This is a genomic window from Bauldia sp. (genome assembly GCF_965232525.1).
GTDB lineage: Bacteria > Pseudomonadota > Alphaproteobacteria > Rhizobiales > Kaistiaceae > Bauldia.
This window is the reverse complement of the sequence record NZ_OZ246980.1, coordinates 2,032,771-2,047,310: the sequence shown is the minus strand read 5'-3', so window position 1 is coordinate 2,047,310 and position 14,540 is coordinate 2,032,771. Positions and strand designations below refer to the sequence as shown.

The 14,540-nt window shown below is 60.9% G+C and carries 10 protein-coding genes and 1 pseudogene; 4 read left to right on the top strand and 7 right to left on the bottom strand.

Annotated elements, in window-relative coordinates:
- Nucleotides 1-19: 19 nt before the first annotated feature.
- From ACO076_RS09720 to ACO076_RS09700, 5 genes are all read right to left on the bottom strand, one after another.
- On the bottom strand, nt 20-841 hold the full coding sequence (locus tag ACO076_RS09720) for a sulfotransferase (RefSeq protein WP_421726514.1): 822 nt from the start codon (nt 839-841) through the stop codon (nt 20-22).
- A 71-nt stretch (nt 842-912) separates the two neighbouring features.
- Entirely contained in the window at nt 913-2,181 is a 1,269-nt protein-coding gene (locus tag ACO076_RS09715) for a glycosyltransferase (protein ID WP_421726513.1), read from the bottom strand.
- Entirely contained in the window at nt 2,178-3,155 is a 978-nt protein-coding gene (locus tag ACO076_RS09710) for a hypothetical protein (RefSeq protein ID WP_421726512.1), read from the bottom strand. The genes ACO076_RS09715 and ACO076_RS09710 overlap by 4 nt, the downstream gene beginning before the upstream one ends.
- Before the next feature lie 205 nt (nt 3,156-3,360).
- On the bottom strand, nt 3,361-4,554 hold the full coding sequence (locus ACO076_RS09705) for an ROK family transcriptional regulator (protein WP_421726511.1): 1,194 nt from the start codon (nt 4,552-4,554) through the stop codon (nt 3,361-3,363).
- A gap of 48 nt (nt 4,555-4,602) precedes the next feature.
- Entirely contained in the window at nt 4,603-5,247 is a 645-nt protein-coding gene (locus ACO076_RS09700; protein ID WP_421726510.1) for an SGNH/GDSL hydrolase family protein, read from the bottom strand.
- 279 nt (nt 5,248-5,526) lie between these two features.
- Here ACO076_RS09700 and ACO076_RS09695 point away from each other — a divergent pair, with 279 nt between their 5' ends.
- Genes ACO076_RS09695 through ACO076_RS09685 form a run of 3 tightly spaced genes read left to right on the top strand, consistent with a single transcriptional unit; the run spans nt 5,527 to nt 8,447 of the window.
- The gene (locus ACO076_RS09695; RefSeq protein ID WP_421726509.1) at nt 5,527-6,555 is read left to right on the top strand and encodes a sugar ABC transporter substrate-binding protein; all 1,029 of its coding nucleotides are present in this window, start codon (nt 5,527-5,529) and stop codon (nt 6,553-6,555) included.
- 18 nt (nt 6,556-6,573) lie between these two features.
- Entirely contained in the window at nt 6,574-7,647 is a 1,074-nt protein-coding gene (locus ACO076_RS09690; RefSeq protein ID WP_421726508.1) for an ABC transporter permease, read from the top strand.
- 11 nt (nt 7,648-7,658) lie between these two features.
- Nucleotides 7,659-8,447, top strand: coding sequence for an ATP-binding cassette domain-containing protein (locus tag ACO076_RS09685; protein ID WP_421726711.1), 789 nt, complete (start codon nt 7,659-7,661; stop codon nt 8,445-8,447).
- A gap of 189 nt (nt 8,448-8,636) precedes the next feature.
- Here ACO076_RS09685 and ACO076_RS09680 read toward each other — a convergent pair whose 3' ends face one another.
- Nucleotides 8,637-11,954 carry a tetratricopeptide repeat protein gene (locus ACO076_RS09680; RefSeq protein WP_421726710.1) on the bottom strand — a complete coding sequence of 1,106 codons (3,318 nt, stop codon included), beginning with the start codon at nt 11,952-11,954 and terminating at the stop codon, nt 8,637-8,639.
- Between the two features lie 36 nt (nt 11,955-11,990).
- Nucleotides 11,991-12,725, bottom strand: a pseudogene (locus tag ACO076_RS09675) (tetratricopeptide repeat protein); the annotation flags it as partial.
- 312 nt (nt 12,726-13,037) lie between these two features.
- On the opposite strand from ACO076_RS09675, the gene ACO076_RS09670 reads away from it, so the two are divergent.
- Nucleotides 13,038-14,525 (top strand): pyridoxal-phosphate dependent enzyme, encoded by a 1,488-nt coding sequence (locus ACO076_RS09670; protein WP_421726507.1) that lies wholly within the window; start codon nt 13,038-13,040, stop codon nt 14,523-14,525.
- Nucleotides 14,526-14,540: the final 15 nt, after the last annotated feature.

Genomic DNA, 14,540 nt, shown 5'->3' with positions numbered 1-14,540 from the left:
GCTTGCCTCCGTTTCGCGGTTAAACCTGCCAGCTCTCCGGTACCTGGGATCCGAACTGCTTGAGGACGAATGCGTACACATCGGCGTGGTGGGCGCGAACGTTGCTCCAAACGGCGGGGTCCGGTTTCGCCACCGCGGCGCCTTTGTTGGGATTGGCGACAAGATCGACATCCAGGCGGCCGATACCAATGAAATCGGCCAGTCGCTCCATCTCCTGCGCAGAAAACAGCGTTTCGAAGAAACCGAAAAAAATGTCGTCCCGGGGGAAAGCCTCAAGGAGGTTCCTGACCGTGTTGTCGTATCCGGTCCGTGCGTCGATTTTCTTTCGGTCGATGCTTCGCCGGAAGAGATGCTCGGCCGTGACGTCGCGCCCGCGCCCCGTCGCTTTTTTCGCCTGCATTCGACACTGCGACCAGACGCGCTCGACCGGATCGCGCATGAGAAAGATCGCCTTGGTCGGATAGGGCAGGAACCGTCGTATGTAGCCAAACTCATTGGCGGAAAGCACCGAATACGATGGGCTGATCTCGCCAAGCGCGCGATGGTGCGGCCTGAGCCGGGACTGAAAATATGCGAGGTAGTAGTTCTCCCCGCAATCCATAGCGATGCGCTCGAAGTCGACCTCTGACGTGACCGCATCACCCTTCTTCTTGACCAAGTTCGTGAGGAGCTTGGCGGTTTCACGCGGCGCGAAGAAATCTGGATGGAAACGCCGATCCCAATAGTGGAGTTCCTTGATTGGCGACATCATGATGTCTACCTGCGCCGCCAGTTGCTCGTGGAGCCAACTGGTTCCGCACTTCTGTGCACCGACTCCGAGAAGGAAGACCGGATCAGTCATTCGGACGAGCACACGAAACCGGGTATGAGCCGGCAACGGATCGAAGTCCGGTCCGATCGATGATCATCCCATCAGCCGTCGCGCATACTACGTTCGATAATGTGGACCCAGGCCTCCACATACTTCTGCTCAGTGAACGCCGCGACACTTTCCGGACCGCGGTCTCCCAGCCTGTTTCGCAGATCAGGGTCCAGAATGAGCTTCTCCAGAGCAGCCGCCAACCCCTCGGCGCCCTCATTCCGCTGGACCATCAGGCCGTTGACACCATCCTTCACGAACTGATTTACGCCGGCGCAGTCGGCAAAAGCAACGACAGGTACTTTCAGGGCGAGCGCCTCTGCCGGCGCCAATCCAAAGCCTTCAAAATGCGCTGGGTGGCAGAAAATCGCAGATCTCGCATAGACTTCGCCGAGATCGGTGTGGTGGCCGCCCAGCTCTACTGAGTCCTGTAGACCCAATGCCGCTATTCGACGTCTGACCCGTCGGCCCTGGGGTCCGTTGCCGTAGATCAGGACCCGCCAGTCGGTGTGTTTTTTTGCAATGCGTCCCCACGCCTCGACCAAGGTCAGGTAGTTCTTGACCTTTGAGACCCGACCAACGGCGAGGATGATTTTATCTCGTTTTTCTTGCGGTTGGTGCCGCAACACCCGGTTCGACACATAGTTGGGTACAACCACAATCCGGTCCTGAAGCGAGGCCGGGAACCACTCTCCGAATTCCGGAAAAATCACATGGACAAACTTCGCGTAGCGGAGTGCGGACAGGCGGAGTTTGCGATCGTGTGGATTCGAGCTCCAACGTTTCGGGTCACGATAATCACGCTCCGGAACGTTGTGGTTGGTTGGCACGACGCGCGTGCGCGTACCCTTGGCGGCGAGAAGGGTCGGCGTATTGGCCGGCGGAAGAAAACTGATCGCGACATCGGGCCGTGCTCGACGGAGATAGCCGCGCACGGCGCGAACGATCGGGTCCTTTTTCAGATGCCAGTCCGCAGCCTGCCGAACTGATCGCGGAAAGCGCTTTGAGGTCAACCACTTAAGTGGAAACCGGTGTGAGCGACGATGTCGCGGCGCCAGCGCGATCAAATCCACCTCGGGGCTCAGGGGATAGAAAGGCTCTCCATCCTCTTCGTCGAACGTTACGCATGTGACTGAATAACCGCGCTCGGCCAGCATGTTCGCGAGCTCTACGAAGATGCGTTCTGCGCCCCCGCTTCGTCCGACGAGGTGGGAGATCACCATGGCGATCTGACGGCTGCTTGGAGGTGCGGCGGGATCGGCGCCTTGCGACTTCGTCGCCTCAGCCTCAACGCTTCGCGACAGGGGCGATGCGGCCGTCACAGGAATATTTCAGCCGTCAGCTGCGCGAACCGCCGGGCCGACATGCCCGCGTACTCGCTACGATCCTTGATAGGCGCCGCACTAAGCGAAGGAAACAAGGGGGCCGGCCTGTCACCGGCGAACTGCGCTCGAACCTGCTCGTTCCCCACGTCGAAAGAAGCGCAGAACGCCTCCAACTCGTGCCTCGGCACCCAATCCGTATCGTCGATCAGGCCACCCGCCCTCGCACGTTTCCACAGCTTTCCGACCGCCGCGTCGAGATGATCCATGTCGACCCTGGTTGCGTTGAGAAGGCGCTTGTACTCGACCAGCTCCAACGGGAGAGATGGGTTCGCGACCGATTTTCTTCGCAGGTCAGCCACTGCCACCCCAAGTTGCTGGAAGAACGCGTCGATCAGACCCTTATCACGCAAATCTTCATAGACCTTAACATCGACACGGCCAAAGACGTCGGCAAACGGCTCGAGCTGGCGGTGGTACTCGAAATCCTGCCGCTCCTCGACAAGGAACTGCCGAAATGGTGCCGTGTAGCGTTTAGCCCTCACCTTCTCCTGGTACAATGACCGAGCGAATCCATCCTGGCGACGAAGCACTGCCACGACCACGACGTCATCCAGCTCCAATACGTCTCTGAGGTGCTCCACATAAGCTCGGCGTTGCTGCCAGTAATCTCCCTCGCCGAGAACGTGACGGTATATCGGTTCAGCGCTGATAAGGACGTCTTCGCCGTCGCGTCGACGCTGCCGGATCGCCTCGGCGAAACGCAGGGCATCCTCGGGCCGGAAACCGCCGCGCGGTGCGTTGGCCACCGCATGCGAAAAATGGTGGTGGCCGTACCGGCTCGGGCGACCGATTTCGGAGTAACCCGGATACCATAGGCCACGGTTGCGCAGCTTCCGACGGGGCGCGTGAGCGAACTTCTGTATTGCCGTCGTGCCGGTCTTGTGGCTGCCGATGTGGAGAAAAACAGTCATGAAACGCGCGGTGTAGGATCCGACGCACGCAAAGCGAGCGGTCTGCCCGACCGGCGCTCCCGGCAGGGTCACCGCTCAGTATCACGGTGATCCGACCTTTCTCAAGCGTACACCTCACAGGTCACCACAAAACCGCGGCGTACCCCGAACCTGGCTCCGTCAGAACGAAACGACACTGAGAAAAGCCGAACGCAGCCGGCCGAGATTACTCCGGCGCGTCGGCCGCCAGACCGACCTCCTCCACCATGAACCGCGAGTGGAAGACGAGGCCCGCGGCACCGATCGCCTTGGCAAATGGACCGACATCGCCGAGGGCCACCGACGGGGCCGCTGAGCCTAGTTTCAGACGATCCTTCAATTGCGCCGCCACCCGATCGATCAGCGATCGGGCAACACTCGCCGGAAGCCGCCCACCGACGATGACGTTGTTCAAGTCGACAAAAGCACAAAGGAATGCGATCGCGTCAGCCAGGCTGTCGCCGCAAGAGTTCACCCAGCTATCGAGCGTTTCGCCGAAGTTCGACCAGTCGCCTTGCGGCGAGAGCCAGATGCGGTCGGGTTCCAATCCGGCATCCCTCAGCGCGGTGTCCAAATCGGTCAACGAAACCAGCCCGGTAGCGGTGGAGCCTTCGGCAGGGGTGGCACCCCTGCGGCCGGCATAAACGTGATGGTTAAGGACAAGGCGGCTCGCCGACTCGTACCCGACGAAGAAGTAAGCGAAATCACCGATCGTGCGTGCGGCGCCGAAAATAAGCTCCGCGCCCGCGGCGGCGGTGACGTCATTTTGGATGTAGACCGGCAAACCGGTCGCGGCGGCCAACGCCGCTTCGAAGCCGACCACGTCCCACGCGTTGGAGCCGTCGATCCGCCCCCCCTGCGGCCACATCTCGATGTCGTTGGCAAGAGCCACCCCAATGCCGACGATCCGATCCCGCTTGGCCGCTGGCAGCGTTGCGATCGCCGTTCGCAGATTTTCCACGAGTTGCGCGATGATCGCGTCGGGTGCCGGGGACGCATAGTGGTGACGCAAGTAATGGCGCTGGGCGCCGACAAAGTCGATCAGTACGAGATCGGTGACATTGACACCGACCTTCACACCGACGGCAAAGGCGCCGTCGGGATTGAGCGCCATCGGCGTGGACGGGGGCCCGACTCGTCCGCGTTGAGCCTTTCCGGCCAGGATGAGGCCGTCGCGCTCCAGCGCCCGCACGATCACCGAAATGGTCTGCGCCGAAAGCCCGCTGAACCTGCCGAGCTCCATGCGAGAAAGACTGTCATGCTGCCGCAGGAGCGACATCACCAATCGCTCGTTATAGGTGCGGACACTGGTCTGATTGAGCCCCCCGCCCCGGTCGGCGACACGCAACGCGGGCGGCGGAGCAAAACGCAGGTCAGGCAAATGTCGCCTCCCTTTTCAACGTAAGGGAGGTGATATGCGCGACGCCGGTCAATCCAGCCATCCGATTGCCTCGACTTCCTCCGCCATCGCGGCACCGAGCCTAGCATGCCCGGCCTGATCGAGGTGGAATCCGTCGACTTCACTCGACTCGACCACGGCTCCCGCATCGAAAAAATGAACCTCGTGCGCCTCGGCGATCCGCTCGTACTCGGATGCCAGGGCGAGGGATTTCTCTCGACCGCCAGCGAACACCGCGTCCCAACCCTTCAAGTCTTCCAGAATCGGGGGCGGAGCGACGATCATGATCTCCGGGGTGCGCAAATCGGGCCCCGACGGCATGGCCTTGATGTCGAGGACGAGGGCCCCCATGCCCATCGCAATCTCCGATGCGGGTTTGTTGAAGCGGACCTTAAGGTCATTGGTTCCGAGCATCAGGATCACGAGGTCGAGCGGTTTGTGACTCATCACACAGGGGCGCAGATAGGTTCGGCCGTTCTTCTCGGCGCCCTCGATTGGATCGTCGTTGACGGTTGTTCGACCGCTAAGCCCTTCCTCGATCACCAGCCAGTTGGAGCCGAGCGCCGCGCGAAGGACTCCGGGCCACCGCACGGTCGGTCCATACCGATCGTCGGGACGGTTGGCGGTCGTTTGGCCATAGGTGTTCGAGTCCCCATAACATAGCACCGATCGCATCGCTTCCTCCGTCATCCTCATTTTTATTCAATGATTCTAGTAGGTTGATACGGAGGTCTACCGTCTTCCACCGCTGCCCTTCAAGGTGGCGACCGCCACTCACGCTAGTGGTGGCATGGACCGATGTCAATTAGTCATTCAACTTGAATAATTATTGACAGACGGCGCTCGGGCATGTTTGGTCTCTGATCAGGCGCGGGCGATATGCATCGGCTTATGCCCAACGATAGCGGCCGAAACGGCAGCTCAAGCGCCGGTTCCAGGATGGAGGAAACCCAAATGACCGTGATAACGACAATGAAGCGGATATCGGGGAGAGCGGTACGCGCCGCGGCGGCATTAGGGCTCGCCGGCGTGATGCTGACAAACCTTGGCGCATTCGGCCCGAGCGACGCCCGCGCCGATGATGAAGGCCCGATCATCGCGGTCAGTGGCCCGCTGTCGTGGCCGTTCTTTGCCGCGGTGAAGCAGGGCTTCGATGATGCCTCGGAGCTGTTCGGACTGGACTATCAGTATGTTGCCGTCACCGACACGGCAAACATGACCAGCGATTATCCGCGACTGTTGCAGCAGGCGATCAGCCGCAACCCGCGCATGCTGCTGGTCGGCGAGTTCTTTCCTGACGGAATGGACCCTCTGATCAAGGAAGCCACGGCAGCGGGAATTCCTGTGCTGATCCACAACTCCGGACAGACCCTGTGGCAGGGGAACGGGTCCCTCGGCTTCATCGGCGAGGATCCTTACCAGATGGGTTATAAGGCCGGTGAAATCCAAGCCGACGCCGGCGTCAAGAAGGGCCTCTGCTTCAACCAGGTTCCGGGCAACCCGACCGTCGAAGCGCGCTGCACCGGTTACATCGACGCCATGGAACAGGCCGGCGCGGAAACCGTGTACCAGACGATCGGGACCGGCGACGCGACCAACCCCCAGGCGATGATGCAGGCGATCAAGGGGACGCTCCAGGCCAATGACGGCATCGACGGCGTCTACACGCTGAACGCCGTGCCTGCGATCAGCGCCTTGCGCGCAGTCGAGGATGTCGGCCGTAAGGGCGAAGTCATGATCGGCACGGCGGACCTGTCAAACGAGGTGCTTGAGGCGATTAAGGCCGGCGATATCGCGTTTGCGATGGACCAGCAGCCTTACCTGCAGGGCTTTATGTCGATCCAGGCTGCTTATCAGTACCTGAACTACGGGCTGCATCCGATTGGTCAGGTCACCACCGGTCCCCTCATCATCGATCAATCGAACGTCGAGCGGACCCTGGAGGTCAACAAGCAGTTCTCCGGCGTCCGCGGCGCATCTTGATCAAGGAGAGCTGAGACCATGGAGCCGGCCGGAACCCGCACCTTCAGCAGCCTTCGGCCGGCTGCTACCATCCGCGTCGATGACGCCACCCAGACGCCACACCGCCGGTCCGCACTTGTCGCCATGAAGTCGATTCTGCACCGGCCCGAGTTCGGCGCTTTCGCTGCGTTTGTGCTGACTTATCTGTTCTTTGCCGTCGTCACGACCGGAACCGGTTTCGTTTCGATCGACGGCACCGCGGGATGGCTCAACCTTGCGGCCGAGTTGGGCATCGTCGCGATTCCGGTTGGCCTGCTGATGATCTCCGGCGAGTTCGACCTGTCAATCGGTTCGACGGTTGGCGCGGCTTCGATGGTCGTCGCGATCGCCACCAGCTTCTACGATATGCCCATCTGGCCAGCGATCGCGCTTGCGCTCATTCTCGGCGGCGCGATCGGCCTCGCCAATGGGCTCGTCGTGGTCAAGACCCACCTCCCCTCCTTCATCGTAACGCTGGCGACCAACTTCATTGTCATCGGCGCGACGATGGGATTCTCGCGCCTCATCGCTAACGTGACGTCGAGCTCCATCGTCCAGTCCGAGTCGGCCCGCGCTGTGTTCGCCGCGCGCTGGGGACAGGCGAACATCTCGATCCTCTGGTGGGTCCTCACCGCGCTTGTCTGCGGATGGCTGCTCGGCCGAACCGTCTTCGGCAACTGGATCTACGCGACCGGCGGCAACCTGCAAGCGGCCCGCGGCGCTGGCGTTCCGGTCGAGCGCGTCAAGATCATCCTGTTCATCATGACCGGGGTCGCCGCCGCGTTTGTCGGCGTCCTGCAGGGCGTCCAGTGGAATTCAGGCAATTCGACCTATGGCATGGGCTATGTGTTCCAGGCCCCGATCGTGGCGGTGATCGGTGGTGTTTTGCTCGGGGGCGGGTACGGCTCGGTCTCCGGCATCTTCATCGGAACCGCCATCTTCGGCGTCATCTCGACAGGCATCTTCTACACCGGCTGGAGCACCGACTGGATTAATCTCTTCCTCGGCGTTCTGCTCGGCGCGGCGGTGCTCGCCAACAACTACGTCCGCCGTCTGGCGTTGACGGCGCGCTAGGGGTCATGGCCATGCCGCCTGCGCCGCCGCTGATCGAACTCCGCGATGTGTCAAAGTCGTTCGCCCGCATCAGCGCGCTGGAAGATGTCTCCATGGAGGTCATGCCGGGCGAGATCCTGTGTCTGCTCGGCGACAACGGCGCCGGCAAGTCGACGCTGATCAAGATCCTGTCCGGCTACCATCAGCCGACGTCCGGAACGCTCTACTACCAAGGCGAGGAAACGCGGTTTTCGGGGCCGCGGGACGCCCGCCGCTACGGCATCGCGACCGTCCACCAGGACGTTGGCAGCATCCCGATGATGAGCGTCGGCCGCAACTTCTTCCTCGGCGCCGAGCCGACCAAGGGGCGCGGTCCGTTTCAGCGCTTCGATGCCGCCACGGCCAACAGCGTCGCCCTCGAACAGATCCGCCGCTTCGGCATCACCCGCGTGTCCGACGGCGATCAACTGGTCGGGACCATGTCCGGCGGCGAACGTCAGGTGCTCGCCATCGGGCGTGCGATGTATTTCGGCGCGAAGGTGTTGATCCTCGACGAGCCGACCTCGGCGCTCGGGGTAAAGGAAGCCGCGATCGTCCTGCGCTTCATGCGCCAGGCCCGTGCCGAGGGCGTCGCGATTGTGTTCATCACCCACAACGCCCGTCATGCCATGGCCGTCGGCGACCGTTTCGTCGTCCTCATACAGGGGCGGGTTGCCGCCCGCTTCAACCGCGGCGACAAGAGTCGTGAGGAAGTGCTGAACCTGATGGCCGGCGGCGAGCAGATGGCTGAACTCGAGGAAGACCTCGGGGACATCGACTAGTGGAACGAATTTGACATTTGAGTCCCATGTGCGGCCAAGCTCTCGCTCAAATGTCGAATTCAAAAGTTCCACTAGAAACATAGACTTGCTAGTGGTTCTTATGACTCCGACATTTGCCTGAGCGGGTGTTGCAAGGGGTAGCAAATGTCGGAGTCGAACCACTAGGGCTCTGGCTGCTTGAGCCGCCCGTTAGTCCAGCAATCGGCAACCGGCCTCGATGCAGGCGCGCAAAGCCCGCGACGTCGCGGCCCCATAGATCCCGTCTACCGGCCCGGGATCGTATCCATGCTCGGCCAACGCGGCCTGATACGTCCGGATCTGCTCCTCGCCGCCCGCGTCCATCGCACGCTCAAAGGCAGCAACGGCATCGTCGGTGCGGCCAAGCGCGGCGATGATGTGGGCCTGGGTGTCGATGGCATGCACGTCCTGCGGCGCGATGCTTAGGGCCTGCTCAACCAGCGGCTTTGCCTGTTCCGGATCGTTCGACAAATAGAGCGCCCAGGCAAGCGCGTTGTAGCCGCTGTGCCCTTCTGGTTTGAGGCGAATCGCTTCACGGAGGTCGGCGATTGCCGCCTTGGTGTCGCCCTTGTCCAGATAGGCATGCGCTCGGCCGGAATAGGCCGAGGATGAACTCGGACTAAGGCCAATGGCGGTGGTGTAGTCCTCGATCGCCTGATCAAGATTATCGCGCTGCCGGTAAGCTAAGCCACGATTACGAAAGGCGGCAGCGTAGTCTGGTTCGTATTTGATCGCCTTGTCGAAATCAGCGATGGCGCGATCGAGTTCGCCTCTTTCTCGAAACGCGATGCCCCGGCTGTTGTAGGCGGAGCTGTACCCACGTTCGAGCGAAATCGCCAAACCATAGTTGGCGATCGCCTTGTCCAAATTGCCTTCAGCACGATAAGCACGCCCCAATTCGAGGTAGGCTTGGGCGTATTCGTCATCCAACTCAAGCGCCCCGCGTAGATCGCGAATGGCAGCTTCGACGTTGCCGCTGCGTCGATTGGCAACAGCCCGGTTTTTGATCGCTAGAAGATATTCCGGATTGAGACTGATCGCGGTGTCGTAGTCGGCGATGGCGCGATCGTATTCGCCCTTTTCGCGGTAGGCGTTGCCACGGTTGTTGAACAGCCATGAGCCCTTGGGGTTGATGTCGACGGCGGAGCTGTAGTCCGCGATCGCCTGATCGAAGTCGCTCTTATCATAGTGAGCGATACCGCGCTGGTTGTAGGCGCCCGCATAGTTTGCATCTAGACGGATCGCTGCATCAAAATCTGCGATTGCGGCGTCCAGTCGACGCATTGTTTGGAGCGCGCGACCTCGGTTGTAGTATGCGAGCGCGAAATTCGGATCTATGTCGATCGCAGCGCTATAGTCCTCTACTGCGCGATCCAGGTTGCCTTTTTTGCTGTAGGCAAATCCGCGACCGTTGTAACCCCTCGCATTGCCCGGCTCCAATATCAGAGCAGCGTCATGGTCGGCTAACGCTCTGTCGAGGTCTCCTTTCCGTCGATGGGCAACACCACGGTTCCTCAGCGCGGCGGCATAGTTTGGATCGAGCTCAATGGCCGTGTCGAGGTCGGCAATTGACAGATCGAGTTCGCCTAAATCCAGGTAGGACAGGCCACGGTTGTTGAAGCCATGGACATAGCTGGGATCAAGGCGGATTACTTCGGTGAAGTCGGCAATGGCCAGTTGAAGCTGACCTTGATCTCTGTGTACCCGTCCCCGGTCGTTGTAAGCGTCGACGTAATCCGGGTCGATCCGGATTGACTCGCTGAGATCTCGAATTGCCTGTTCCAGCTCGCCCTTCTTTTTGTGGGCTAAGCCCCGGTTGCGAAAGGCTACGGCATATTCAGGGGCTATCTCAATTGCCAGGCTGTAGTCTTCAATCGCCCGGTCAAGATCCTCCATCGCGAAATAGACATTGCCCCGATTGTTCACTGGCCAGGCGAAATCCGCGTCTAAACTGGCCGAACGGCCGTAGTCCGAAATCGCCTGATCGAACTCACCCCTTTCTTGCCGTAGCAATCCGCGGTCATAGTAAGCGCGGGCGTTTTCAGGATTGATGTTGATGAGGGCGCTGTAGTCCGCAATCGCGCGGTCGTGCTCGCCTTTGCGCTCGTACGTCTTGGCGCGCTGGCGGTAGGCAAACGCGTTGTCGGGTTCGAGGCCAAGGACGGTGTCAAAGTCGGCGATCGACAGATCGAGCTCACCGAGATCCCGATATGCGACGCCACGGTTGTTGTAAGCGTAAACGTAGGTCGGATCGATGCGAATCGCGGTCGTGAAGTTTGCGATGGCTGGGTACAATTCGCCCGTGTCTTTCAACGCCGTGCCGCGATCGTTATAGGCATCGAGAAGTTCCGGATCGAGGCGTATCGCCTCAGTGTAGTCGGCGATTGCCAGGTCGAATTCTTCTTTTCGGTCGTAAGCGAGGCCACGATTACGGAAGGCCACCGCGTCGTCGGGATCGTGGCGGATCGCCACGTCGTAGTCGGCAATCGCCTCATCGATCATCCCCTGATCGAGATGCGCGTTACCCCTGTTAAGGTAGGCCGACCGATACTGCGGATTAAGGCGAATTGCCTCATCGTAATCGGCAACCGCTCTGTCAAAGGCACCTTTCTGCCGATAAGCCAAGCCTCGGTTACGATGCACGACCGCGTAGCTGGGATCGATACGCAGCGCGGTGTTGTAGTCAGCAATCGCGCGGTCGACCTCTCCCTGTCTTCTGTAGATGTTCCCGCGGTTATTGAAGGCCCAGGCGAAGTTTGGCCTAATCCGGATGGCTGCATTGTAGTCAGCGATCGCTTGATCGAGCTGGCCCTGACTTTGATACGTCAGGCCGCGATCGTTGTAAGCGTCGGCGTTCTCCGGATCGAAGGCAATGGCGACATCAAAATCGGCAATTGCTGCCAAGGGCAGACCATCGTTCCTCTTGGCGAGCGCCCGCTGAAGGTAGGCGTCTGCGTCTTCCGGAGCGCGTCTGATAACAGCGCTGAAGTCGGCGATCGCGCGGTCGTTTTCTCCTCTCAGGCGGTGGACTTCGCCGCGATTCCTATAGGCGGAAACGAGATCGGGATCGAGTTCGATCGCCGCATCGAAGTCGGCGATGGCAAGCAGATCCTGCCCTTTGTCCCAAAAAGCCGCGCCCCGCTCGTCGTAAGCGGCGGCGTATCCCGGTTCCAGCCCGATGGCCTCGGTGAGATCTTGTATGGCGCTGTCGAGACTGCCTTTGAGGCGATATGCCGAACCGCGCGCATAATAGGCATCCGGGTCGTTGGGATCGTAGAACAGTCCGTCGCCAAAGCTGGCGATCGCCTGCTCGATTTCGCCTTTGTCTTTGTAGACGAGGCCGCGATTGAAGAACGCAAGCGCGAAGTCATGGTCCAAGTGGATCGCCATTTCAAAGTCGGCGAGCGCACGGTCGTAGTCGCCCTTCCGATAATAGGCCAACCCGCGATCATGAAACGTCGCCGCGTAAAACGGATCGATGTCGATCACCGAGTCGTAGTCGGCGATCGCCAGATCGAGTTCGCCCCGTTCCAGAAGGGCCAGTCCGCGGTTGAAGTAGCCGGTGGCATCGTCGGGGTCGATCCGGATCGATCGATCGTAGTTGCGGATCGCCTGATCGAGATCGCCCTTGCGATAATAATCGATCCCGAGGTTGAGATATCCGATCGCGCGTTCGGGCTCGAGACGGATCGCCTCCTGATGGTCGGTGATCGCCTTGTCGTATGCGCCCTGGCGACGGTGAGCATTACCGCGGCGGTTGTAGGCACGGGCGAATTCGGGGTCGACCGTGATAGCCGTGTCGTAATCGGCAATCGCCTTATCCGGCTGGCCCTTATCGACATAGATATCGCCGCGATTGGTGAATGCGCCGGCGTCTTCCGGATCGAGCTCGATGTACCGGTCGAAATCAGCGAGCGCGCGGTTCAGCCGCCCCTGGTAGTAATTCGCCAGTCCACGGTTGAAGAACGCAGCCAGGTTCTCGGAATCGAAGCCGAGGACGATGTCGTAGTTCGTGATGGCGCGGTCGAAAGCGCCGAGTTGATAGTACGAGTTGCCGCGTTCGAGATGGTAATACGCGGCGTTTTCGTCCGAGAGTTCGACGTTGTCGATGCAGTGGTCGTAGAGCGTAACCGCTTCCGCGTAATCGCCGGAGACGCGCGCCTGGTCTGCCGCAAGACACGCGAGTGTGTCTTCCGAAGTGTAGGAGAACGGCGTCGAGAGCAAGCTTGCCACGACGGCCGTTCCGATGGCCGAAATCATTTCCTGCTGCCCAGAATCCCCTGTTGCCCCGCCCCGGGCTGAGCACCAAGCTATGATGGCAAGCTGACCGTGCGCAACACTGCAGGTTCAAAATTCGCGGCCGCGCGTTTTGTCGCCATTGTGACCATCGTCACAGGCGGCCTCCGACGTGAAATCTATAACCCCGCACTCGCTCGCCCGCGCGAATTCTAGGTGCATCGAGCGCCAAACGCTCAAAACGCAGAAAATTATGCCTATCGGGCCCCTTATCCGTCCTGATATTGCGACGCCATCAGTCCCCTGCGGTTTGTCCGCCCGCATAGAGATAAAGTCATGACCGGAATCTACGAAGACATCCTCGGAACCGTCGGCGACACGCCCGTGGTTCGGATCAACAAGCTGGCGCCGGATGGCATCGACCTGTTCGTCAAGCTCGAAGCCTTCAACCCGATGGGATCGGTGAAGGACCGTCTCGCCCTCGGGGTGATCGAGGCGGCGGAACGGGACGGGTCGCTGAAACCCGGCCAGACGGTGATCGAAGCGACCAGTGGCAACACTGGCATCGGCCTTGCCATGGTCTGCGCCCGCAAGGGGTACCCTCTGGTCGTCACCATGGCCGAAAACTTCAGCGTCGAGCGCCGCAAGCTCATGCGGTTCCTCGGTGCCAAGGTCATTCTGACCCCAGCCTCGGAAAAGGGCACCGGCATGCTCGCCAAGGCGATCGAGCTTGCCGAGAAGCATGACTGGTTCCTCTGCCATCAATTCGAGAATGAAGCGAACGCCGACATGCATTCGCGTACCACGGCGCCGGAAATCTTGCGCGACTTCGACGGGCGCCGGCTCGACTACTGGGTGACCGGCGCCGGCACGTCCGGCACACTCAAAGGCGTGTCGCGCGTTCTGAAAAAAGAACGCCCCGAGACCAAGGTGATCGTCTGCGAGCCGGACAACGCCCCGATCATCGGCAGCGGCGCGCCCCAAGCCTACCTGGACAACGGCATGCCGGCGAAAAGCCATCCCTATTTCCGGCCCCATCTCATGCAGGGCTGGACGCCGGACTTCATCCCCAAGCTCGCTCATGACACCATCGCGGCCGGCTGGATCGACGAGGTCGCTCCAATCAAGGGCGACGACGCCTTGGAGTACTCGCGGCGGCTGGCGACGGAAGAGGGTATCTTCTGCGGCATCTCCGGCGGCGCCACTTTCGCGGGCGCCATGGCGATCGCGGAGCGCGCACCGAAAGGGACGGCCATTCTCTGCATGATCCCCGATACCGGCGAGCGCTACCTCTCCACCCCGCTGTTCGAGGACGTGCCGGAGGACATGACCGACGCGGAAAAGGAGATCGCTGCCTCGACGCCGCGCTATCGTTTCGATGTCGCGCCGGAACCACCGCCGGCCGACGGGAAGGCCGCGCCCGACGCCGCCACCCCGAAGGCGGTTGCGTTCGTCGATCAGGTTGTGACCTCGACCGATGAGCCGGTGGTGCTTTTCGCCCTCGAATGGTGCGAGTTCTCGTGGTCGATCAGGCGCATGTTCGCCGATATCGGCGTGGCTTATCGATCCGTCGATCTCGACTCGGTCGACTATCAGGAGGACAACTGGGGCGGCGACATCCGAGCGGCGCTGCGCGAGCGCATCTCGGTCCCGACCATCCCCCAGGTTTTCGTCGGCGGCGAACACATCGGCGGCTGCACGGAAACCCTTGACGCCTTCAACAAGGGCCGGCTGCAGTCGCTTCTATCCGACAGCGGTCTGTCGTTCGCCGCCAAGGACGTGGATGCCTATTCGTACCTGCCGAAATGGGTCCATCCGCGCTGACCGCGATGGCCCGCT